Origin of the sequence: Paenibacillus anseongensis (assembly GCF_009757995.1) — a bacterium.
GTDB classification, from domain to species: Bacteria; Bacillota; Bacilli; order Paenibacillales; family NBRC-103111; genus Paenibacillus_E; species Paenibacillus_E chondroitinus.
Genome location: NZ_WSEM01000028.1, coordinates 25,140 through 46,165, shown reverse-complemented (window position 1 = coordinate 46,165; position 21,026 = coordinate 25,140). Strand labels below are relative to the sequence as shown.

At 48.9% G+C, this 21,026-nt stretch carries 22 protein-coding genes; 17 read left to right on the top strand and 5 right to left on the bottom strand.

Annotated features, from left to right (window positions below):
• The first annotated feature begins 262 nt into the window (after nucleotides 1-262).
• The 4 genes from GON05_RS39485 (at nucleotide 263) to GON05_RS28340 (ending at nucleotide 2,155) form a co-directional block, all read left to right on the top strand.
• Nucleotides 263-439, top strand: a complete 177-nt coding sequence (locus tag GON05_RS39485) for a hypothetical protein (protein ID WP_246239537.1) — start codon at nucleotides 263-265, stop codon at nucleotides 437-439.
• A complete protein-coding gene (locus GON05_RS28350; protein WP_157323945.1) occupies nucleotides 433-1,068 on the top strand; it encodes an HAD hydrolase-like protein in 636 nt (211 codons plus the stop codon). The genes GON05_RS39485 and GON05_RS28350 overlap by 7 nt, the downstream gene beginning before the upstream one ends.
• 188 nt (nucleotides 1,069-1,256) lie before the next feature.
• Nucleotides 1,257-1,727: a signal peptidase II gene (lspA, locus tag GON05_RS28345; RefSeq protein WP_157323943.1), complete on the top strand. Its 471-nt coding sequence runs from the start codon at nucleotides 1,257-1,259 to the stop codon at nucleotides 1,725-1,727.
• 98 nt (nucleotides 1,728-1,825) lie between these two features.
• Nucleotides 1,826-2,155, top strand: a complete 330-nt coding sequence (locus GON05_RS28340) for a hypothetical protein (RefSeq protein WP_157323941.1) — start codon at nucleotides 1,826-1,828, stop codon at nucleotides 2,153-2,155.
• An 80-nt stretch (nucleotides 2,156-2,235) separates the two neighbouring features.
• Here the strand turns inward: GON05_RS28340 and GON05_RS28335 are convergent, their stop codons facing one another.
• The gene (locus tag GON05_RS28335; protein WP_157323939.1) at nucleotides 2,236-4,383 is read right to left on the bottom strand and encodes a DNA topoisomerase III; all 2,148 of its coding nucleotides are present in this window, start codon (nucleotides 4,381-4,383) and stop codon (nucleotides 2,236-2,238) included.
• Between the two features lie 181 nt (nucleotides 4,384-4,564).
• On the opposite strand from GON05_RS28335, the gene GON05_RS28330 reads away from it, so the two are divergent.
• The 6 genes from GON05_RS28330 (at nucleotide 4,565) to GON05_RS28305 (ending at nucleotide 11,790) form a co-directional block, all read left to right on the top strand.
• A complete protein-coding gene (locus GON05_RS28330; RefSeq protein WP_157323937.1) occupies nucleotides 4,565-6,166 on the top strand; it encodes a sensor domain-containing diguanylate cyclase in 1,602 nt (533 codons plus the stop codon).
• Between the two features lie 456 nt (nucleotides 6,167-6,622).
• A complete protein-coding gene (locus GON05_RS28325) occupies nucleotides 6,623-7,654 on the top strand; it encodes a hypothetical protein (RefSeq protein ID WP_157323935.1) in 1,032 nt (343 codons plus the stop codon).
• Nucleotides 7,644-8,297 carry a DUF4129 domain-containing protein gene (locus tag GON05_RS28320; protein ID WP_157323933.1) on the top strand — a complete coding sequence of 218 codons (654 nt, stop codon included), beginning with the start codon at nucleotides 7,644-7,646 and terminating at the stop codon, nucleotides 8,295-8,297. The genes GON05_RS28325 and GON05_RS28320 overlap by 11 nt, the downstream gene beginning before the upstream one ends.
• On the top strand, nucleotides 8,278-9,531 hold the full coding sequence (locus GON05_RS28315) for a DUF4350 domain-containing protein (RefSeq protein WP_157323931.1): 1,254 nt from the start codon (nucleotides 8,278-8,280) through the stop codon (nucleotides 9,529-9,531). The genes GON05_RS28320 and GON05_RS28315 overlap by 20 nt, the downstream gene beginning before the upstream one ends.
• A 5-nt stretch (nucleotides 9,532-9,536) precedes the next feature.
• Nucleotides 9,537-10,457, top strand: coding sequence for an AAA family ATPase (locus tag GON05_RS28310; protein WP_157323929.1), 921 nt, complete (start codon nucleotides 9,537-9,539; stop codon nucleotides 10,455-10,457).
• Nucleotides 10,408-11,790 (top strand): DUF58 domain-containing protein, encoded by a 1,383-nt coding sequence (locus GON05_RS28305; RefSeq protein WP_309492240.1) that lies wholly within the window; start codon nucleotides 10,408-10,410, stop codon nucleotides 11,788-11,790. The genes GON05_RS28310 and GON05_RS28305 overlap by 50 nt, the downstream gene beginning before the upstream one ends.
• Here the strand turns inward: GON05_RS28305 and GON05_RS28300 are convergent.
• Nucleotides 11,785-12,759, bottom strand: coding sequence for a stage II sporulation protein M (locus GON05_RS28300; RefSeq protein WP_157323927.1), 975 nt, complete (start codon nucleotides 12,757-12,759; stop codon nucleotides 11,785-11,787). The genes GON05_RS28305 and GON05_RS28300 overlap by 6 nt on opposite strands.
• Before the next feature lie 132 nt (nucleotides 12,760-12,891).
• Between GON05_RS28300 and GON05_RS28295 the strand changes: the two genes are divergently transcribed.
• The 3 genes from GON05_RS28295 to GON05_RS28285 all read left to right on the top strand — a co-directional run bounded on the left by GON05_RS28295 (nucleotide 12,892) and on the right by GON05_RS28285 (nucleotide 14,879).
• Nucleotides 12,892-13,692, top strand: a complete 801-nt coding sequence (locus GON05_RS28295) for an RDD family protein (RefSeq protein ID WP_157323926.1) — start codon at nucleotides 12,892-12,894, stop codon at nucleotides 13,690-13,692.
• Nucleotides 13,693-13,722: 30 nt separating this feature from the next.
• Nucleotides 13,723-14,412, top strand: coding sequence for a Rossmann-fold NAD(P)-binding domain-containing protein (locus tag GON05_RS28290; protein ID WP_157323925.1), 690 nt, complete (start codon nucleotides 13,723-13,725; stop codon nucleotides 14,410-14,412).
• A 173-nt stretch (nucleotides 14,413-14,585) separates the two neighbouring features.
• Nucleotides 14,586-14,879, top strand: coding sequence for a Dabb family protein (locus tag GON05_RS28285; protein ID WP_127457671.1), 294 nt, complete (start codon nucleotides 14,586-14,588; stop codon nucleotides 14,877-14,879).
• Nucleotides 14,880-15,615: 736 nt separating this feature from the next.
• Here the strand turns inward: GON05_RS28285 and GON05_RS28280 are convergent.
• A complete protein-coding gene (locus GON05_RS28280; RefSeq protein ID WP_157323924.1) occupies nucleotides 15,616-16,479 on the bottom strand; it encodes an AraC family transcriptional regulator in 864 nt (287 codons plus the stop codon).
• A 145-nt stretch (nucleotides 16,480-16,624) separates the two neighbouring features.
• Here GON05_RS28280 and melA point away from each other — a divergent pair, with 145 nt between their 5' ends.
• Nucleotides 16,625-17,923 (top strand): alpha-glucosidase/alpha-galactosidase, encoded by a 1,299-nt coding sequence (gene melA / locus GON05_RS28275; protein WP_157323923.1) that lies wholly within the window; start codon nucleotides 16,625-16,627, stop codon nucleotides 17,921-17,923.
• A 64-nt stretch (nucleotides 17,924-17,987) separates the two neighbouring features.
• Here melA and GON05_RS28270 read toward each other — a convergent pair whose 3' ends face one another.
• On the bottom strand, nucleotides 17,988-18,305 hold the full coding sequence (locus GON05_RS28270) for a dehydrogenase (protein ID WP_157323922.1): 318 nt from the start codon (nucleotides 18,303-18,305) through the stop codon (nucleotides 17,988-17,990).
• A 109-nt stretch (nucleotides 18,306-18,414) separates the two neighbouring features.
• The gene (locus tag GON05_RS28265; protein ID WP_397370537.1) at nucleotides 18,415-18,777 is read right to left on the bottom strand and encodes a cupredoxin domain-containing protein; all 363 of its coding nucleotides are present in this window, start codon (nucleotides 18,775-18,777) and stop codon (nucleotides 18,415-18,417) included.
• A 261-nt stretch (nucleotides 18,778-19,038) separates the two neighbouring features.
• Between GON05_RS28265 and uptA the strand changes: the two genes are divergently transcribed.
• The 3 genes from uptA (at nucleotide 19,039) to GON05_RS28250 (ending at nucleotide 20,961) form a co-directional block, all read left to right on the top strand.
• Complete coding sequence (uptA, locus tag GON05_RS28260) at nucleotides 19,039-19,638, top strand: undecaprenyl phosphate transporter UptA (protein ID WP_127457989.1); 600 nt, start codon at nucleotides 19,039-19,041, stop codon at nucleotides 19,636-19,638.
• 112 nt (nucleotides 19,639-19,750) lie between these two features.
• Complete coding sequence (locus tag GON05_RS28255; protein WP_127457988.1) at nucleotides 19,751-20,317, top strand: thioredoxin family protein; 567 nt, start codon at nucleotides 19,751-19,753, stop codon at nucleotides 20,315-20,317.
• A 20-nt stretch (nucleotides 20,318-20,337) separates the two neighbouring features.
• Nucleotides 20,338-20,961, top strand: coding sequence for an MBL fold metallo-hydrolase (locus tag GON05_RS28250; protein WP_157323920.1), 624 nt, complete (start codon nucleotides 20,338-20,340; stop codon nucleotides 20,959-20,961).
• The last annotated feature ends 65 nt before the right edge of the window (nucleotides 20,962-21,026 follow it).

Genomic DNA, 21,026 nt, shown 5'->3' with positions numbered 1-21,026 from the left:
GTAACATTTCCTCATTGTAGCAAATTTAGGCAGCTTGTCATGAGAAATCTTATTCCGTTTACAAAAAACTGTCATACACTTAATAGTAGTGCTATAAACTTACTATTACACACAAAATGCGCCGCAAGGAGTTGACATGCATATGGCTCTAATCACTCACGTTAATGTATGTAATGCAGATGATGAAATTTACTGCTGTCTAAGGAATAAAATTGTTAAGCTAGATGCCAATCAACAGAAACACTTTTGTCAGGGATGTAAAATGTTTGCTGGAAATGCAGACGACTATGGGCGTGGGGTATCCTGTGTGTGGGAAGATCTTCGCATCGTCAGCAATCCGCATATTGCCAAAGATCCGCTTGAAGAGTTCGCGAATAATCAAATCAAAGAAGTGCCGACTGAGGGGCCGGCCCTGTTTCTATATACAACTGAATGGTAAAACATATCCTATTTGATTTTGATGGGACACTTGTCGATTCCAGGGCTTTGCTTGTTAAGTTGTACAATGAAATAGCGGGACAGCATCAGTTTCGTAAGATTCGCGAACAGGATCTTGCGCTTCTCCGGACACTTTCAATTGCGGAGCGGGTCGATCGGTTGGGCGTACCGGCGCTGCAGATACCTAAGCTTATCGTCGCCGGAAGACAGATGTATCAAGAGAACATTCGCACGCTTCACGTGGTGCCGGGCATGAAGGAGATTATAGCGAGGTTATCCTCCCATGGGCTGAAAAGCTCCATTCTCTCCTCCAATTCGGAGGCAAACATTCGTACATTTCTGAAAAATAACAAGATGGAGGGTTCCTTTAAGGAAGTGATCTCAGCTAAACTTCTTTTCGGCAAGCACCATGCCATACGCAAAGTTATGAAGCAGTGGGGGACAACGCCTGGGCGAATGATTTATGTTGGAGACGAATTAAGGGATATCGAGGCTTGTAAAAAGTTGGGTGTGCCGATCGTCGCCGTTACATGGGGGTATGACGCCCCGCGACTGCTGCTTCGAGGTCAACCGGATTATTTGGTAAACACCCCCGGGGAACTGTTGAGAACACTTTTGACATTAGCATGATGGAGAGCATGAAGTTTACATGTAGAATGCTCCGTGTGTAGCTGCCTAAGCGTGACTGAGGCGGCTATTTGCGTTGATAATGGAAAACCATGGGACAAAAGGGAGAACGGGGCCGCAGGATTCGCAGTAGAGGCCATATATCATGTAAAATGGTGAGGAGGTTGTATTTTCAAAATAGGGGGAGTGTTATGCTATTTTATATCGTCTTTTTTGTCGTTACGGCCATTGATCAGATTTCAAAGGTTTGGATTCGTACGATGCTGAAAGTGGGAGAATCCATGCCATTCTATAAGGATATTATTTCATTTACGCATTATCAAAATACGGGAGCGGCAGGCAGTTCGCTGCAGGGTTGGGCGCGTTATCTTGGTATTTTTGCTGTCATTATTGTTATAGCGATCTTCTACTACAGGAAGAAAGGACGTCTTCAAGGCGTTCTGCTGCAATGTGGAGCAGCGTTGTTTGCAGGCGGAGCGATAGGCAATGCGATTGAACGTTTGCTGTTCGGAAAAGTGACGGATTTCATCGTCTTCCGTTCGGGGAACGGTATCATGAATGTGGCGGACTTGGCCATTAATTTGGGCGTCGTATGTTTTGCGTTGGATATGTTTTTCTCACTCCGGCGAAAAGGTTTCCGCAAAGAAAAAACCGCGTCATAAGTTAGGTCTAATATACTATAATATATAGATCAAAAGAACTATTTGTGGTATCCTATTCTACGACAGTGTGGATTGATGTTAGACTGGGAGATGGTCGTATGAGTCTGGAGAGACAAGCTTTGATCGATGATTTTTTTGTGATGATCCGTAAATTGAACAAAACGGGCGCTGACATTATACATGTGCGGGATTTCTTCTGGAAATCTTCCGAAATGCGCGGCTTTATTCCTCCGACAGTTGAATTTATGACAGTGCTCAAAACATATAATGCTGTTTTATTTCATGAATTCCGCAAATCACTTGTCCCTAATACAAGTATGCATATATTGGCGAATGTACACATGGAAGCAGGAGAGGCACTGATTAGTCTAGGCATTACGAGTTTAGAGGAACTGCAGTTGGCGGTAAAAGGAAAAATATTGAATTAGTCTGCAGAAAAAAACAGCCAGCAGAAAAAAACCAAGCAAGGACGAAAGTCTCTGCTTGGTTTTTTCATGCTTGCTCCACGCTATTCTTCCTTATTCTGCTGAAGTGCGGCAAGCAGCTTGTCAGCGAGCGAGTTCCCGACGCTCGTTTGATCGGAATATTTCTCGATAAGCTGACGATTGGCTTTGGCTGAGGCACGACGCCCGCCGCCGGAAGCTTCGTTATCAATCTTCTCCACCACGTTGCAAGGACGGCATTGGAAATACTTGCCCGATTTCCCTGTGTGGATCTCCATTTTTTTATGGCACTGCGGACAACGGTGGTTCGTCAGCTGGCCGTCCGCTTCCCGTTTGTAAGAGCATTCCCGGCTGGAGCAAACGAGATAACGTCCGCGTTTCCCCTTCACTTCCTGAAGAAATTCTCCGCAGTCCGGACATTTGCTGCCAGTTAAGTTATGCGGTTTATACGCCGCGTCGCTTTTCTTAACCTCATTAACTAATTCCACGGCTTTGGTCCGAATGCCGCTTAGAAATTGTTCCATGCTTCCCTTGCCCTTGGCAATGCGCTCGAGCTCAAGCTCCCAGCGTGCTGTCAGCTCAGGAGAACGCAGCTCTTCCGAAGCGAGCTCAATGAGCTGTTTGCCCTTGCCCGTCGGAATGAGCTGGGATCCTTGGCGCTCGATGGTATCGGACGACACGAGCTTCTCGATAATATCCGCGCGGGTTGCCGGGGTGCCGAGCCCCCATTTTTCCATCTGCGACAGCAAAGAAGCTTCATTATATCGGCCGGGCGGTTTGGTCTGGCGGTTCAATTGATGAGCCTGTTTAACCGTCACGGCGTCTTTCTCTTTGGCTTGCGGCAGCAGCTGAGACGCATCGTCATCCGTGTCTGACTCTTCTCGTTCAGGATCGGTGAAATCGTTCGCGCCGTAAACTTCTTTCCAACCGGCTTGTTTGACGACTTTCCCTGAGGCATACAGCTTCTCGCCGGCAACTTCGACGGTTAGTTTCGTCTCATCATAACGGCAAGGTCCATAGAACAAGGCTATGAATCTGCGTACGATCAGATCATAGAGTCGGCGCTCATCTGCGCTTAGCGTTGCGAGTGAGATGGCTTCGCCGGTCGGTATAATCGCATGGTGATCGGATACCTTGCTGTCGTCAATGATGCGCTTTGTGATGGCTAGCGGCTTGCGCAGTAATGGAGCGGCAAGCGGTGCATAGGGACCAATCGCTGCGCCTTTGAGTCTGCCTGCCAACGTCGGAGCCATGTCGGAAGTCAGATATCGTGAATCTGTCCGCGGATAGGTCACGATTTTGTATTGTTCATACAAACGTTGCAGCACGTTGGACGTCTGTTTCGCCGAAAAGCCGAACTTGCGATTGGCATCGCGCTGAAGCTCCGTCAAATCGTAAGCAAGCGGATGAGGAATTTGCTTTTCGGTTTGCTGAATCTGCACGATGCGGCCATTTTGTCCTTGCAGCTTCGCTTTCAACGCGTCCGCGCGCTCCTTATCGAAGATGCGCGAGTCGCCTGTTTTGGGGTCCCGCCACGCCGCGCGGAAAGAGCCCAAATCGGTTTCGATCAACCAATAGTCGACAGACCGGAAATCCCGGATTTCCGTCTCGCGGTTGATCATCATGGCCAGCGTGGGCGTCTGCACACGCCCAGCGGACAAGGACGCGCCGAACTTGCTGGTCAGCGCGCGCGTCACATTCAGGCCGATCAGCCAATCGGCCTCGGAACGGCACACGGCTGCTTGATACAGCCGGTTGTAGTCCGTGCCAGGCTTCAGCTGCGCGAAGCCTTCGCGAATCGCCTGATCCGTCTGCGACGAGATCCACAGCCGTTTGAACGGCTTCTTCCAGCGGATCAGCTCCATAATCCAACGGGCGACGAGTTCTCCTTCGCGCCCGGCGTCGGTTGCGATCACCAGTTCAGCGAGATCACCGCGCCGGCTTAACTGCTCGATGCCGCGAAACTGATGCGACGTTTCTTTCATGACCTTGAGCTTCATGCGCTCGGGAAGGATAGGCAGATCTTCCAGGTTCCAGGTTTTGTACTTGGGATCGTAATCGTCAGGCTCTGCGAGGGTTACCAGGTGGCCTAAGGCCCAGGTGACAACGTATTTGGGGCCTTCATAATGGTGTTTTTGCTTCTGATTGCAGCCGAGAACGCGGGCAATTTCTTTGGCGACGCTCGGTTTTTCGGTGAGCACAAGAATTTTCATGGAATAATAACCTCATTTCGTATTACAAATTAGCATAAGCGATTGAAGTTTTCTTTTCAAACATGAACGGATATGGAGAAAAGTCCCTGGTGAAAAATGTCGAATTATCATATATTCTGCCTGTTTTTGTCTTGATTTCAAGGTATAATAAACGTATAGAAAGAAAGGGGCTGAGACCAGAATGGGACGCAAATTTGCTTATTTCTCCAGTCAATCCTTGAAAATGAGGTTTCAAATGTGGATTGGCGTCGCTATTCTGGCTTTGGCTTTTTCCATTATTGTGCCATTTTATTGGATAGAAAAGAAGAACCGGATCGGCGAAGCGGAAAATCAGCTCAAACAGATGATTACGCTGCAAAGCTTATATATTGAAAAATGGAATCAGGAGAAACTGGATGCCGTCCAGCGGTTTGCCCTTTCGGATTACGCCAAATTTCATCAGTTGGAACCATTAAAACGGGAATTCCATAACTATGCACGCCTTAATTCGGAATTTGATACACTGAGTTTCGTAGAGCCGAACGGGATTATCTACACGAGCAGTGACACAGCTATTTATGTAGGGGACCGGCCGTTTTTTAAAAATGCGCTTGAAAATAGGAGCTTTATATCGGGGGTCGACATCTCGCGAGAGACCGGTAAACCGATGATTACCTTTTCAGCCCCGGTGCTTGGTGATCTGAATGAATTTAAAGGCGTTGTGATGGGGGTTGTGACCCTGGACATGCTGAATAAGCTAATGAAGCAGCTGCGTTTTGGGGAAACAGGAGAGGTCTATGTCTTAGATGACAAAGGCCAAGTTGTGACGGCGTCAGGTCATTCAAGCATGAGTGAGGCGAAGAACAATCTCTTCATGTCATCCGAAATCATTCAAAGAGCGAAGAGCGGCACTACTTCAAGCAAGGTCTATACCGGCTTTCATGGTGAAAAGGTCTTCGGTCAGTACCAGTGGTCGACGGGGAAAAATTGGATTGTCGTCGGTGAAATCACGCAAAAAGAGGTTTTTCAGAAATTAAATCAGCTTAGTTTGACGATTATTATCATTTCCCTCATTGCTTTAATCCTAAGTGTCCTTGCAGCGCTCACGATAGCGTCCCGCATCGAGCGACCTATTCGCTATTTGCTCCGAGCCACCCAACACATTCGTAATGGAACTTACCATTATCAGATTGATGCAGACGAAATCAGAAACGCTCCAATTGAGCTCAAAACGCTCGTTAACACGTTTAATTTGATGTCGGACAAGCTGAATACGACCATTTCGCTGCTTGAGAAATCCGCGTTGGTCGATCAACTGACCGATATTCCGAATCGCCGATATGTCATGTCGGAAGGGAATGAAGAATTAAAGGCATGTATCGCAGCGGGCTATACGTGCTCGGTGATGATGATGGATATCGATCATTTCAAAAAAGTGAACGATACCTACGGGCATTTGGTAGGCGACCGCGTTCTTCAACAGGTAGCTTCTTTGTTGAAACAGCTGGCAAGCAGCCAAATCATCGTGGCCCGTTATGGCGGCGAGGAATTTATTCTAGTGTGCCTCCGCCAAAATGCACAGGACAGTGAACTATTAGCCGAGCGCATTCGGCAATGTATTGCAGCGAAGCCGTACTCGGATGAGCAGGTAACGGTACAGTTGACAGCGAGTATCGGCGTAGCCGAATTTTCGCCCAAACTGGAGTTTGGCACGATGGTGCTTGAAGATATGATCTCTAGGGCAGATCATGCGCTATATCGCGCAAAATCGGCGGGACGAAACCGCGTGGAGCTAGATCGATGAGAAATCATGGATCTGGCTTTTTTTGTTTTTGGGGGTTGAGTGGGCAAAAGCAAAGACAGGTGGCGCTAGGCAGAGGCGAACAGGGATAGGGGATCTACAGGGCGTTATTTGGGGCTGAACAGCCGATTTAGCTGAGGAAGGGAACTGTGGGCCGCTATTTCGCCGCTATGACCGCAAATCGGAGGGATCAGGGTGAAATAAGGCCCTGTAGTTCCACTTCGCCATCTGAATGTCTGTTTTTTGCCGAAATAAGACCCTGTAGTTCTCTGAAATGGTTGAAATACCGCTACATTCCTTATGCAAGTAGTTGCGTGAAACGCCAGCGAACGGAGTTCCACTATTGTTAGTATGGCGAACTGCTTTTTCATACAATTTAATGGTCAGAATTTTGCAGGATTAGTGTATAATAGTCAGGGAGTTTAAGAATTACCAACATTTGGGGGGTTATGGTTAACCATGCAAAATGCAAGCGCACGACCGATGGGAATTGGAAGATTGTTAGATCGCAGTTTCCAGTTATATCGAAAACACTTCATTGTATTAACATTCATCATGCTAATTTTATACGGTCCTTTTTATCTGCTGCAGCACTTGCTGACTTTTCAAGAAACGGCGGCAACATCGGGGTCCTTTATTGAACAAATTCGTAATGGCGGTTCGCTGCAGGATATGTTCGGACCGAACTCTACGTTTCTGCAAAACGATCCTGCTTTACGTGATGAGGGCTACGTGTGGAAAATGCTCGTATTCGTGCTGGTTTTAGTCCCGATTATGTTTTTAGGTCTTATGCCAGCTTCAATCGCATCGGTTGTTCATCTGGTAAAGGCTAGTTTCGATGGGGAAGAGACGCCGGGGTTAGGGAAATTATTAAAAAAATCATTCACTCGTTTTTGGCCGATGGCAGGCAGTACGTTTTTATTTGGACTCATTATGTTTGGCTTTTATTTAGGAATAGCTCTTATTATGATTGTTTTTGCTGTCATTTTTGCCGTTGGGGGCAGTTTCTCAAGCTCGGTAGGCGGGTTTGGTGGCGGTGCGCTAGCGTTTACCATTGTGTTTTTTGCCATTCTTGGGCTGGGGGCGCTATTCACGTTTGCTTATTTTATGATTCGCTGGAGTTACTATTTACCTTATGTAGCTTTGGGAGAAGAATCGATTGGCATTGGCCGAAGCTGGAGCTTGTCGCGTAAAAGTTTTTGGCGTTTATTTGGCATGTACATCGTACTTAGCATTATTTTGTACTTGTTTCTAGCCGTTGTTCAGCTCGTGATTGCCGCTATTTTTGGGTTGGGGCTAGGGGCGCAGCTGCTGCAAAGTTTGATTTCCATTCTGGTTATGTCACTGTGGTTCCTGCCGTATGTGGTCAGTTTCTTCGACCAACGGGTACGGAATGAGGGTTTGGGCTTAGAGTCTATGATTGATAGTACAATCTCAGACGCTTCAGCCCATTATTTGCCTATTGATTTGGATAAAAAGAATGAGTTATAGATTCGTAATTTCTTTGCAGGACGACAAAGAACAATTGCTGCAAATCCTGAAACAGGATGAATACACAGCCTATGAAGCCAAAAAGAATGGTTCGCTGTTGACATGGCTGGAACCCGTTCTTCAGAAAATACGGAGCTGGCTGCCTCATTTTGAGGTATCTGCGGCGGTGTCAGACTGGTTGACTGTAGTAGTAGCTATTCTCTTGCTGGGGATTACGGCTTTTGCGATTTACTGGTTCCTGAAACAAATTATGTGGCAAAAGCGGGTTCGCTCGGAAACGTTTTTGCCGCAAGGTGAAGTAAGCCGGTCGTACCGCTATTACTGGCAGCAAGCATCGGAGCTTAAGGGAGTAGGCGATTGGAGAGAGGGAGTGCGCTCCGTCTTTCTGTCGTTTCTGTTTTATATGGAAGATGCGCGTCTGATTCGTGTGGAAAAATGGAAAACAAACTGGGAATATGCGGAGGAGCTAAGAGGCTCAGCCTCATCGTTAGTTTCTTTGTTCCAGGAGAGCTCGCTGCTTTTTGAACGAGTTTGGTACGGAAAAGAAGCCGTAACTGAGCAGCAGTTCTCATGGTTGTATGAACAGGTAGCCAGGGTTATCGCCAGGAAGGAGGTAACCGGAGATGACAAAAGGGCTGAATAAGCTCCATGTGGGACTAGCTGTCAGCATCGTGCTGTTTTTTGCACTAGGGTACTGGGTCGCGAAGCCTAAGCTGCCGGATTTACCTCCGTATCTATCGTTTTCTGCAGATGTAGATGGTACCAAAGCTTGGAAAGAACTGCTTACCACTAAGCAATCTGCGGTAAAGGAGTGGCGGCTGGATTGGAAGCATTTGCCGGGGGGAACCTCCATGCTGCTAGTCGCTATACAGCCGTCCGCCGTGACGAAATCGGATCGGGAGCATCTGTTGAAATGGGTGCAGGCGGGGAATGATGCGATTATTTTTGATCGCGAACCTCAAGGCTGGGCGTCTTGGGGGACGGTTCGCGTGGATGGCGGGGCGCTGGGTACACGGGATGCAGTGGGTGAGCAAGAGCAGCAAGTGCAACAAGAGAAACAAGAGAAACAAGTGAAACAAGAGAATCAAGAGAATCAAGAGAATCAAGAGAAACAAGTGAAACAAGTGAAGGATGCCTCAACGATTCGCGTTTCGGCGGATTATACGTCAGTGGAAGGGACGCTGACGGGCAAAGTCGAAACCTCTTATCGGCTCCAGCCTGGGGGCAGCGGGCTGGCGCTGTTTGAAGATGAGCGCGGCGTGCTGGCCAGCCGCGTACAGGAAGGGGCGGGCAGCATCACGATGGTGCTGACCCCGACGTGGTTGCAGAATGGGACGATTGATGAGGCGTCCCATTTCGAATTAATCTGGCCGCTGTTCGCGAAGTCCTGGGACGCTGTGTGGGTCGACGAGACCCATCACGGCTACGGGACGAAGCCCGGACTGCTGGCCGTGTATCCCGCGTGGCTCGTGCTGGCAAGCGCGCAGCTTGGTCTGGCGCTGCTGCTGTGGCTCTGGCTGCGCGGCAAGCGCTTTGGCCCCGTCCACACGCCCCGGGCGTGGACGGTCCGTCGCGGCGACGAAGGCGTGCACGCCGTCGCCGCTTGGTACGAGCGCCTCGGCTACAGGCGCGAGGCGCTGGCGCAGCAGCAGCTGTTCCTGCGGCAGCTGCTGTATCAGCGCTGGGGGCTAAGCCCCAGCGCTAGTGCTTTGCAGGCCGCGGAAGCTGCGCGCGGCCGCATGCCGGAGGCGCAAGCAGCGCAGCTGATGCGCCTGCTGGCGGAGCCGCCGGCAGAGAGCTGCGGCGTGAGCACGACAGCGTTCGTGCAGCGAACGCGGGAGATGGGCGAAATGATCGCCTACTTGGAGAAGGAGTGAGCGTAATGAATGAACTGATACAAGCTTTGGAGCAGCGTGTGTTCGGCCAAAAGCTGAACACCAGACTGCTTGCAACCGCCCTATTAGCAGGAGGGCATGTCCTCCTGGAGGGTGTGCCGGGTCTCGGGAAAACGAAGATGGCGCGCACCCTCGCAGAATTAACTGGCGGGGAATACCGCCGTATTCAATTTACACCGGACTTGATGCCTGCAGATATTACAGGCAGTGTGATCTACCAAATGCAGGACCATTCGTTTACAACGATTCAAGGTCCGATTTTCACGAATGTGTTATTGGCTGATGAAATTAACCGTTCTGGGCCGAAAACACAGGCGGCGCTGCTCGAAGCCATGGAGGAGCGGCAGGTCACGATTCAAGGTAATACGTACAAGCTGCCTAATCCTTTTTTTGTCGTAGCGACCCAAAATCCCGTCGAGTATGAAGGCACGTACCCGTTGCCGGAAGCTCAGCTCGACCGGTTCATGTTTAAGCTGGTGCTCGATTACCCCGGCGAAGAAGCGGAGATTGCGATTCTTCGGGGACATGTACCTTTTCACCAGCAGCAAGAAGAGCCGCTTCAAGCTTTAATGACCCCAGAGAGGATCATTGAACTGCAGCGGAAATTGACCGATGTCGTGGTGGAGGAATCTTTATACGCTTATATCACAACGCTTATTCGCAAAACCCGCGAGTCCAAGAAGATTCAACTGGGCGCTAGTCCCCGAGCGGGAATCGCTGTGCTGATGGCGAGTAAAGCCTGGGCTCTTATGGATGGCCGGACCTATGTCACGCCGGATGATATCAAGCTTGTCGCGCGGCCTGCGCTGCGGCACAGACTGCTGCTGACACCGCAAGCGGAACTGGAGGGCGGAACGAGTGACCAAATCATTCAAGAAACGCTCGGCTCTATTCCGGTTCCTAGATAAAACCTTCTTCCACGACTTCATTTTGCCCACGCGAAGACTCATTGTTCTGGTGCTTATTGGCGCAGCCGGGATGCTGATCGCAGCTCCTTTTGATGCGGTTCTGCCTGTTTTTTGGAGCTTCAATGCGCTATTACTGGTACTAAGTGCAATCGACCTTCTTCTGCTTCCCAAACGCAGCAGTTGGAAAATACGGCGAACACTCCCTGAACAGGCGGATGTGAGGAGCACTTTTGAGGTGAGTCTAGAGCTAGAGAGTTTGGGTTTGGACCAATCTTCAGTCGTGCACGTTGAGCTAATGGATCATATGCCCTACACCTTTCAACTGGAAAGCAGCCAATTAAGCGGCTCCATTTCGTGGAAATCAACTTCTTTTGGTTATACGGTGATGGCCACTGAAAGAGGCCGGTATGTTTTTGAAAACGTAGTTCTGCGCTATTTCGGAGGCATGGGGCTTTGGAAGAAGCAGGTGCTATTGAGCTCCCAAAACATCATCGAGATTTACCCGGATTTGTCACAGGTGCGGGGTGTGCTTAACGCCGTTCAGGACGTTTTAATTTTGGAGGGCCATCGTGTCTTCAAAAAGCAGCGCAGCGGCTCCGAATTCCACTATATTCGGGATTATGTGCAGGGGGACGACGTCCGGCTTATCAATTGGAAAGCGTCGGCGCGTAGTACGAAGCTCATGACGAACCTTTTTCAACCGGAAAAAGGAAAGATTGTCACCATCGTGCTGGATTGCGGCAGGCAAATGGCGATTGAGCTGGAAGGGCAAGTGAAGCTGGATCGGACCTTGGAAGCTGCGTTAACTTTGGCTGCAGTAGCGCTTAAGCAAGGAGATCAAGTAGCGTTAATCGCTTACTCCAACAAAGTTAAAGTATATGTGCCGGCAGGAAAAGGACTGCCTCATCTGCAAGCCTTAACGAAGGCGGTGTATGATTTAAGCACAGATTTTGTGGAATCCAGCACGCAGATCGCCTTCACACACATCCTGCGTTTTCTGAAAAAACGCTCGCTTGTCGTCCTATTTTCCGATATGGAGAGCTATCTATATAACCAAGAAATGCTGCCGTATGTGCAGCGGCTCCGCAGAAGCCATCAGGCGCTGCTCTTATCGCTCCAGGATCCGCTGATTCATCAATGGGCGCGTGTTCGGGCTGAAGATAGCCGGCAAGCCTATAAGATGAGCATGGCCCACAAGTTTACGACGGATCGATACGCCTATGTAAACGAAATGGCCGGCAAAGGCATTCCCGTGATGGATGTCCCCGCCGACCAGCTGACGCTTAGCGCCGTTAATGCTTATTTGGATTTGAAAGCTAATGATCGTTTATAGCGTTAATAATTGCCTGTTGTTTGTGCGTTTGCGGATGCCATAAACGAAGTATAACGTGAGGAGCAGCAAAGTAACTCCGGCGATGATGTATTTCATTTCAAGTGGCAGCGTTGAAGGCGTAATGTAACCTTCGATGAGACCTGCGATAATAAATAGCGGAATCGTACCGATTAAGAGCTGGGCGGATTCCTTGGCCGACTCCAGAAAACGCAGCTTGCGTGGATAAGGTCCCGGTACGAAAAAGCGATAGCCCATGTATAAACCGGCACCACCCGCTATGAAAATAGCCGTAAGTTCAATAATCCCGTGCGGCAAAATGTATGCCCAGAATACATAACTTTTTCCGGATTGCATGTAAATGGCAGCTAAGGCGCCAACGAGAAGGCCATTGCTAATCATCAGGTAGACAGTTCCGATGCCAAGCGTGATGCCGCTGATGAAGGCGAGGACCGCGACTCGGATATTGTTTGTCATGATTGCCGTCGAGATTAGCGGCGAATGCAGGTCCCCTCGGGGTTCCGCTGTTTTGGACGGATCGATGTTATCGGCCATGCCACCTGGCATAATTAAGGCTAGATTCAGCGGATCATGCCAAACCGAGAGGAAGCCGAGCAAACCTCCCAGCAGAAACAGAACGAAAGCAAAGCCGACGAACAGGCTTCTTGCTTGGATTAGAGAAGGGAAATAATGGAGGAAAAACTCCTTCATTTGAGCGCTGCTTGTAAGGCTGTCTTTGTACATTGTATTGTGCGCTTGTGAGACAAGATGATTTAGATAAACGGTTGTTTCATCTGCGGGCGAGTGGGTTTGGAGTGTGGCTAAATGCGCCGAAGCCGTTTTGTAAAGCTCCGTAAACCTGTTCACTTGACTGGCCTGCAGGCTGCGTTTTCTTTTACCAAGCTGAAGCAGCAATTGCTCTAGCTCCGTCCATTGGGATTTGTGTTCTCGGATAAATCGCGAGATGTCCATAAAAGCCTCCTAAGCGTTCAACTAACTCTAGCGAAACCTATCTGGGTTATAGGCTGAGGTTTGCTGTAATCTGTTCATTTTATCATAGGAAAGTCTTAAATTACCATAATTATGCAACATTAAGGAGATGTTATGAACGAGCCTTTGGATAGGGAAGTAACGGTCGTCACCCCTGAGCAAGTGCAATTGCAATTCCAAACTGCCGGAATAGGCAGCAGGGCGGCAGCGCATCTGTTGGATAGCGTTATTTTAATATTTGTAAATGTCTTGTTGTTCGTGTTCGTTATTTTGGTGAGTAGGCTATATTCGGGCAGTTGGCTGCCTGACCTTGCGGATTATCTTTTGGCAATTACTATCGTTTTATGGATTGTATTGAACTTGGGTTATTTCGTATGTTCGGAAGCTTTTATGGGTGGACAAACGCTGGGAAAACGCTGGTTAGGCCTGCGTGTCATTCAAAACAACGGCCAATCGGCAACGCTTTTATCCATTATCATACGCAACTTGTTTCGTTTGCTCGATGTGATGCCTCTTTTCTATTTTGTGGGAATGCTCAGCATTTTCTTAAGCTCGAAGGATAAGCGGATCGGCGATATGGTTGCTGGCACCCTTGTTGTGGTTGAAGCGCGATTTGAACGGATAAAACGGCGAAAACAACTTGAAAAAGCGATCGCTCGCAAGAACTATCCGGAGATTGTCATGGGGCATATCGAGGAGGCTATGAGGCAGGGAATCACGGCTAAGGATTGGCAGCTGCTGCAGGCTTGGATCGAAAGAGTGCCTACCATGTCTGACGCGAGGTTGGCCGAGTTGGCTGCGCCTATTGCGCACTATTTTGCGGAAAAATTAGAGCAGGATTCAGCGATTGCTCAAGATGCGTCTGCATTCTTGGTTAAGCTGTATGAGACTCTGCGTGAGGATTGGGAAGTTTGAGACACCGATGCGATTTGAAGGAGGAGCAGTATGGGAGTGACGGCCATAGTAGCGGGAGGTACAGGATTAGTAGGACGGGAATTGATTCGGCTGCTGCAGGAGGACCCTAGGTACGATAAAATTATTGCGCTTGTCCGCAGGGACATCCAGGTCCGTCATCTTCAGGGAAGTGAAAAGCTCATCCAAGTGAAAACAGATTACAGCCAATTAGAAGCGGACCTGGGCCCGGCTGTTATGGCTGCTATGGCAGGTGCTCATGTGTTTTGTACATTGGGGACAACCATTAAGAAAGCTGGCTCTCAAGAGCAATTTCGCAAAGTAGATTTCGAATTCCCAATGAAACTGGGTGAGATTTCCGGTACAGGGAAGGCGGATGTCTTTGCTATCGTGACTGCGATGGGAGCGAACCGTGCTTCTTCTATCTTTTATAATCGGGTAAAAGGGGATGTCGAGCAGGGGCTGCGGGGGTTGAATCTTCGCTCACTGTATATGCTTCGTCCTTCTCTGATTCTAGGGGATCGGGATGAAGTCCGAGTGGGTGAGCAGTTGGGGAGCCTGGTTTCACGGGCGATTGCTCCGCTTATGATTGGCAGGCTTCGGACTTATCGCCCTATTCAAGCGAGTAAAATTGCTGCTGGGTTAATAGCTTGTGCTCAAAAAGGCGAAGCAGGTGCTCATGTGGTATTGTCCGATCGAATCGCCGAGTTGGCGGGCAAGTAGAGGACTGTTCTCCTATCGTGTACGAATCCTGGTTATGCGCCGGTGCATGCCAGTGTTCAAACCCGAAATGAGATTCCGCTATGGATATCGACGAGCCGATCCCTTCCTGATATGATGGAAGACGTTACATATTAACGTGCCAAAATTGTTTTGGAGAAAGTAGGTTTTGTATCATGATCGATCATATTGTACTTGTAAAATTCGGAGAAACAACTACGCAGGAGCAGCTTCAAGAAGTCGTCGACCGCTTCAAAGCGCTTCGTTCTCATTTGACGGGGATTGTCGATATTCAAGCAGGCATTAACTTCTCTGAGAAAAATAAAGGATACCAAGTGGTTTTGTCGGTTCGTTTCGAGGATCGCGCTGCGCTTGAAGCTTACGGCCCAAATCCGGAGCACCAAGCGGTTGCGGCATATATTCGCGAGGTAGGCCGTGAGGATAGTCTGATTGTTGACATTGAGATCTAAGAGGGCGAAGTCCTCCGATGGGCAATGGGGCAGCTTGCTGGTCTGTTAACTGGAAATAGTGCCGTTAATTGTCTCCTTTTTGGCAGGCGCTTAACAAATAACTGGAAATAGTCCCTTTAAAACGGCCGGTATTCTTATTGTCTTGCTTACAGTAGCTAATTAACGGGATTAATTCCTGTTATGCGGCCTGACAGCGAGGAAATGCTGGGGATTAACGGGACTAATTCCATCTAAAAATTAAAACACCGATAAGGGTTACCTCAAAAGGTCAGGAATATGACCATGGGGATAGCCCTTTTTGGTGTATGGAGACTAGCGAGGGGAACTATGATCCTCTATTCTCGAAATTATACGGGCATAGGCCAATCAGAGGGAACTATGGTCCGCTATTTTGTCCATTTTAGCCCAAATGTAGGTTTTATGAGGCAAATAAGGCCCTGTAGTTCCGCAAATCTGCCGATATCGGCATTTTCGGTCAAATAGCGCCCTGTAGTTCCCTTTCGCGCAGAAAAGGGGATGTAGAGTTGCGCCGCTATCGCGTCACTCGCTGCCCGCCCGTGCATCTTACGGATCGCGCCCGCCGCCCTGTCGCCCCTGCGCTTACGCGCCGCTGTACTCTCTTGTCTCCGTGCTGCTCCCGCCGTCGCCCAGCGCCCCCGCGCTGTTGCGCACCACTCGCTCCCGTCTGTGCATCTCGCGCCTCGCTCTAGCCGCCGTCGCCCTGCACTCCCGCCGCCTAACCCCCCTTACCCGTCAGCTCCTTCCGGTACACCGAAGGAGCACTGCCGCTCCACTTGTGAAACTGCTTGGAGAAATAAAGCGCATCGTTAAAGCCCACAGACGAGGCTACCTGGTCGATGGTCATGGACGTTTCCAAAAGCTGCTTGGCGCGTTCCATGCGGATTTTGAAGAGATACTGCATGGGGGCAAGGCCTGTAGCTTGTTTGAACATTTTGCACAAGTAGGTTCGGTGATAGCCAAGTGTGCGGGCGAGCTGCTCGATGGAGACGACTTGGGTGTACTGCAGCTCCAGATAGCGGACCGCCTGGCTGACCTGCCGCTGAATCTCCGTCTCGGTGGCCGGCTTGGTCTTCGCCTGATGAGCGCCCGCCCGGCCAAGCTCGCGAAGCAGCAGCCGCAGCCAGCCGGCCGCTTCCATATCCTCAAGCGCCGGGTACATCGACTGCTGAAAGCTGGAGCGGATTCGGCGGTAGTAGTGCCGTATGGAGCGGGGGACGCATCCTGAGATAACGGCGTTTTGCGGGGAAGCGCCGATCTGGGAGAGCATCATGCCCGCAGCGTGACCCGTGAAGGCGACCCATGAATAATGCCATGGATTCTCGGCATCCGCCGTATACCGAAACAGCTCGCCAGGGTAGATGATGAACGTATCGCCTGCTGTGCAGTGGTAGGTGCGGTTGTGCATCTCGAAAGTGCCGTTACCGGAATGCACAGTGTGGACCAGATAGTAGTCGTGGACACCTGGCCCTGTATTGTGCAGGGCAATAGGTTTGCCTTCCCCGCTAAAAAGCACGGAAAGTTCGCTATTGCTCTCATGCGGATTAATGCTGACGGTAAAATAGGTATGCTCCGTACTCATATGAACCTCGTCATTTTTTATTTTAAGCGTACCTCAATAAACTACAAATGTCCATATTGGAGTTCGTTCAATCCATATGCTTCCAAAGCTTCCTGCGCTATAGTGAAGATATGAAAACGACAACCAATTTGGAGGGTATTCACACATGTCCAAAATTACTTTTCTAGGTGCCGGAAGTACGGTTTTTGCGAAAAACGTGCTTGGAGATTGCTTGATGACTCCCGCGCTGCAAGGCTTTGAAATCGCTCTCTTTGATATCGACCACGAACGTTTGCAAGACTCAGCGAACATGCTGAATAATATCAAAAAAACAAGCGGCAGTACGTCCGTCATTAAATCGTATACAGACCGCAAAGAAGCTTTGAAAGGTGCAAAATATGTCGTAAATGCCATTCAAGTAGGTGGCTATGATCCATGTACGATTACGGATTTTGAAATTCCGAAAAAGTATGGTTTGCGACAAACGATTGCAGATACAGTCGGAATTGGCGGTATTTTCAGAAATCTACGGACGATTCCGGTTATGCTTGATTTTGCAGCGGATATTCGTGAAGTGTGCCCAGATGCCTTGTTCCTGAACTACACGAATCCAATGGCTGTTTTAACAAATGTAATGAACACATACGGAGGCGTACGTACTGTCGGCCTTTGTCACAGTGTACAGGCCTGTATTCCTGAGCTGTTCAAGAGCCTTGGCATGGAAAAGGAAGGCGTCAAAGCCAAAATTGCGGGCATCAACCATATGGCTTGGCTGCTTGAGGTAACGAAGGACGGCGTCGATCTATACCCGGAAATCAAGAAACGAGCGATCGAGAAGCAAAAGGAAAAGCACAAGGATATGGTCCGTTTCGAAATGATGTTGAAGTTCGGCCATTATATTACGGAATCCTCCGAGCACAACGCGGAATACCATCCGTACTTCATCAAACGGAATTATCCAGAGCTGATCGATCGCTTCAATATTCCGCTTGACGAGTACCCGCGCCGCTGCGTCAACCAGATCAGCCGATGGAAGCAAATGCGCGAAGATCTCGTGAACGATGCGAATTTGACGCATGAGCGTTCCCATGAGTATGCATCCTACATTTTCGAAGCCATTGAAACGGATGTTCCGTTCAAAATCGGCGGTAATGTGATGAATACCGGCTTAATTACGAATTTGCCGCGCGAAGCGTGCGTGGAAGTACCTTGCTTGGTTGACCGCAACGGGGTTACGCCGACTTATGTCGGGGATCTGCCGCCACAGCTCGCGGCGCTCAATCGCACGAACATCAACACGCAGCTATTGACGATTGAAGCAGCCATTACGCGTAAGCGCGATCATATTTATCACGCAGCGATGCTAGATCCGCACACGTCAGCTGAGTTGTCGATGGATGACATCGTCGCGATGTGCGATGAGTTGATCGAAGCGCATGGCAGCTGGCTGCCTGAGTTCTCCTAAGAAGATCCATAAATAAAGAAGGCCATGGCGTATGTCTGACATACCCGTGGCCTTCTTTTTCATTTTAACCGCCGAATGCATCGCGAAACGCTTGGTTTAGAATCGCCAACTCAACCTTCCATATGGGAGCAATTTCAGGTCCTACGTTGATGTCAAACCAATCGGAGAGGGCTTTGCGGTTGGAGCCGTTCTCCACGATGAAGGGGAGATTGAGCATCACCTTTTTCACATACAGCTCCTCAGCCTCTTTGATTTGCTCGGGGGAGAGCCATATTTTCAACCGTTTCACAGTCCGGTATAATTCCTTGCTGCAAGCCCTCCGAATGCTGCGGGCATTGGGGAATTGCTGTTTATGTTTTTCGCCTTGTTTGTTATTAATCATGACTGCATCCACACTCCTCTATGTTATGTGTATGCATGGAATGGGCTTGGAGCCACTCGCGACAAAGAGCTAAGGAGCCCAAGTTGAGTGGCACAGCCGTAAAAGTTCGTTAATCAACTACTAGGTAGCCGATCATAGGTCCGTTATGCGCCATATCGGCATGCGTCATACAAATAATGCGATACGTACCTTCCTGATCGGCAGTGAAATGAACGATGGTCTCTTTTCCTTTTTTAACTTCACCGCTAATGTTAAGCCCTTCAATGAGAAAAGGGTGGCTTTCGCCGTTGACGCCGTAAATGCTGAGTTTGATTCGTTCCCCTTTTTGAATGACTACGGTGCCGGGATCCCAGCGGTAGACTTCAATCGTTTTGCCATCTTTGGTGGTTGATTTGAATTCTCCTACAACCATGTGAATGGTTCTTTCAGGTGTAGGCTCGGCCAATGTGGGGACGATTTTGCCACGATTCATGTAGAGGACGCCCGAGAGAAGCAGCAGCAAGATGACGGCTGCCAGATAGAGATGCTTGCGCTTAACAATCCATACTTGGGACATAGGGCCCGCCTCCTGTACAAACATACTTGTACATTTTATGCAGAGGCTTGTCAGCACATGAATATTCTTTCCTATTTTACCGGGCAATAAGTGGGTGAAACTGGTTGATGAGAGCCCGTCTGTGTTAGAATGGAGGGTAGAAATCGGATGGATTATAGAGGGAGAGAGGGTTCATGAATGGGTGAGTTGATTCACAATGTTTTGCTTTACTTGGAAGGGCTTGGGTATTGGGGAATTTTCCTCGGATTGATGCTGGAAGTGATTCCGAACGAGCTGCTTCTTGCCTATGCGGGCTACCTGGTATCCAAAGGTGAAATTAATTTCTATGGTGCCATTGTTTGCGCGGTGATTGGCGGGACACTAGCCCAAATCGTGCTTTATTGGATCGGACGCTACGGTGGCAGACCTTTCCTGGAGAAGTACGGCAAATACTTGCTGATCAGCAAGCATCATATCGATGTTGCTGAAGCGTGGTTCAACCGCTATGGTACGGGCATGATTTTCACAGCCAGATTCATTCCTATCGTCCGTCACGCGATTTCTCTTCCGGGTGGCATGGCCAAAATGCCGCTTGGCAAATTTACACTGTACACAGGTTTAGCACTAATTCCTTATTCTTTTCTCTATGTTTACTTGGGGATGAAGCTCAAAGACAATTGGGAAACGATTGATGAAATCGCAGGGCCGTACATTAAACCGTTAATTATTGCAGCGATTGTTTTAACACTCTTGTATGTGGGATACCAACTTTATTTGAAAAGAAAAGCGAAAGTTTAGTCATCTGGATTTGCGCATTCGATTCAATTTGTTACAATAATAAGGAAGAATTACGAAATGGCGGGACTTTGATCGACTTTCAAGGATCCCTATTTTAGGAGGATGGGTAGCGATGAGTACGAATCTTGCAAGCAAATTGCGCACAGGCTTGAAACCACAGCAATTCATTGACAGCATGGAGAAAAATCAAGAGAAATTTTTGGAGTATTACAACGGGTTTGCATGGGATAATGAAGAGGATAAGGAATATTTCGATTCTCTAAATAACCGTGATGATCTGCGCTGTGTTATTATTGCTGCGGATTGGTGCGGCGATGTTGTTCGCAACGTACCTGTCGTGTTCAAAGCGCTGGAAAACAGCGGTGTGCCTGTGGAAGTGTTGATTATGGAACAAAACTACGACGTAATCGATCAGTTCCTGACAGGTGGCGGCCGTTCGATTCCAATCGTTGCGTTTACAGACACTGGCGGTTTTGTTCTTGGACATTGGGGCCCACGCCCGAAAAAGGTTCAAGCGGTCATGACGCAGTTCAAAAAAGAAAATCCAGATCGCGAAGCGCCGGATTATAACGAGAAAATTCAAGTAGCCAGAGCCGAAATGGGCCGTCAATATGGCGAAGGTAACGGGTACCACGCTGTTATCGTGAAGGAACTTCGTGATTTAATCGAGTCGTTCTAAGTGAATTAAGGTGAGGGCATATGATTAACATAGAAACATTTGTTTTAGGACCGGTTAGTACTAATGCATATTTATTATCGGATCCAGAGACGAAAAAGGGGATTATCATTGATCCAGGTATGAACCCGAAGTCGCTGATCAAAAAGATTGCTGATTTAGAAATTGAAGCGATTTTACTGACGCATGCGCATTTCGATCATATCGGCGGCGTTGATGAAATTCGCAAGCTGAAAAAGTGTCCCGTGTACATACACGATCTGGAAGCCGACTGGCTGACGAATCCGAAAAAAAATGGTTCAACTCGCTGGCCTGAGCTAGGCGTTCTTATCGAGACCGAGCCGGCCGAGTACGCGCTGGACGAAGGGCAAACGTTGGAGTTTCTGGGCATCAAGCTCAAAGTGTTCCATACACCCGGCCACTCTCCGGGAAGCGTGAGCTTCTTATACGACAAACATTTGTTTAGCGGGGATGTTCTGTTTAAACTGTCGGTAGGCCGGACGGATCTGCCTGGCGGAGATAACAATGAACTGCTGGATTCTATCCAGGATAAGCTCTTCCTCCTTGAAGACGATACGATCGTCTATCCGGGGCATGGCGGTAAAACAACGATTGGCTTCGAAAAAGATAATAATCCATATGTGTAGAAGAAACAGCGAGTCGGGAATTTGTTCCTGACCGCTGTTTTTTTGTCCTACCTCCGTGTATTACC

What these genes read in the sequence shown, in the direction of transcription:
- GON05_RS28295 (WP_157323926.1), top strand. Translation starts at nt 12,892, where the DNA reads ATGAACGAGCCTTTGGATAGGGAAGTAACGGTCGTCACCCCTGAGCAA.
- GON05_RS28280 (WP_157323924.1), bottom strand. Translation starts at nt 16,479, where the DNA reads ATGAGTACGGAGCATACCTATTTTACCGTCAGCATTAATCCGCATGAG.
- GON05_RS28300 (WP_157323927.1), bottom strand. Translation starts at nt 12,759, where the DNA reads ATGGACATCTCGCGATTTATCCGAGAACACAAATCCCAATGGACGGAG.
- GON05_RS28335 (WP_157323939.1), bottom strand. Translation starts at nt 4,383, where the DNA reads ATGAAAATTCTTGTGCTCACCGAAAAACCGAGCGTCGCCAAAGAAATT.
- GON05_RS28290 (WP_157323925.1), top strand. Translation starts at nt 13,723, where the DNA reads ATGGGAGTGACGGCCATAGTAGCGGGAGGTACAGGATTAGTAGGACGG.
- GON05_RS28310 (WP_157323929.1), top strand. Translation starts at nt 9,537, where the DNA reads ATGAATGAACTGATACAAGCTTTGGAGCAGCGTGTGTTCGGCCAAAAG.
- GON05_RS28315 (WP_157323931.1), top strand. Translation starts at nt 8,278, where the DNA reads ATGACAAAAGGGCTGAATAAGCTCCATGTGGGACTAGCTGTCAGCATC.
- GON05_RS28325 (WP_157323935.1), top strand. Translation starts at nt 6,623, where the DNA reads ATGCAAAATGCAAGCGCACGACCGATGGGAATTGGAAGATTGTTAGAT.
- GON05_RS28350 (WP_157323945.1), top strand. Translation starts at nt 433, where the DNA reads ATGGTAAAACATATCCTATTTGATTTTGATGGGACACTTGTCGATTCC.
- GON05_RS28340 (WP_157323941.1), top strand. Translation starts at nt 1,826, where the DNA reads ATGAGTCTGGAGAGACAAGCTTTGATCGATGATTTTTTTGTGATGATC.
- GON05_RS28320 (WP_157323933.1), top strand. Translation starts at nt 7,644, where the DNA reads ATGAGTTATAGATTCGTAATTTCTTTGCAGGACGACAAAGAACAATTG.
- GON05_RS39485 (WP_246239537.1), top strand. Translation starts at nt 263, where the DNA reads ATGTTTGCTGGAAATGCAGACGACTATGGGCGTGGGGTATCCTGTGTG.
- GON05_RS28270 (WP_157323922.1), bottom strand. Translation starts at nt 18,305, where the DNA reads ATGATTAATAACAAACAAGGCGAAAAACATAAACAGCAATTCCCCAAT.
- uptA (WP_127457989.1), top strand. Translation starts at nt 19,039, where the DNA reads ATGGGTGAGTTGATTCACAATGTTTTGCTTTACTTGGAAGGGCTTGGG.
- GON05_RS28255 (WP_127457988.1), top strand. Translation starts at nt 19,751, where the DNA reads ATGAGTACGAATCTTGCAAGCAAATTGCGCACAGGCTTGAAACCACAG.
- melA (WP_157323923.1), top strand. Translation starts at nt 16,625, where the DNA reads ATGTCCAAAATTACTTTTCTAGGTGCCGGAAGTACGGTTTTTGCGAAA.
- GON05_RS28330 (WP_157323937.1), top strand. Translation starts at nt 4,565, where the DNA reads ATGGGACGCAAATTTGCTTATTTCTCCAGTCAATCCTTGAAAATGAGG.
- GON05_RS28265 (WP_397370537.1), bottom strand. Translation starts at nt 18,777, where the DNA reads ATGAATCGTGGCAAAATCGTCCCCACATTGGCCGAGCCTACACCTGAA.
- GON05_RS28250 (WP_157323920.1), top strand. Translation starts at nt 20,338, where the DNA reads ATGATTAACATAGAAACATTTGTTTTAGGACCGGTTAGTACTAATGCA.
- GON05_RS28285 (WP_127457671.1), top strand. Translation starts at nt 14,586, where the DNA reads ATGATCGATCATATTGTACTTGTAAAATTCGGAGAAACAACTACGCAG.
- lspA (WP_157323943.1), top strand. Translation starts at nt 1,257, where the DNA reads ATGCTATTTTATATCGTCTTTTTTGTCGTTACGGCCATTGATCAGATT.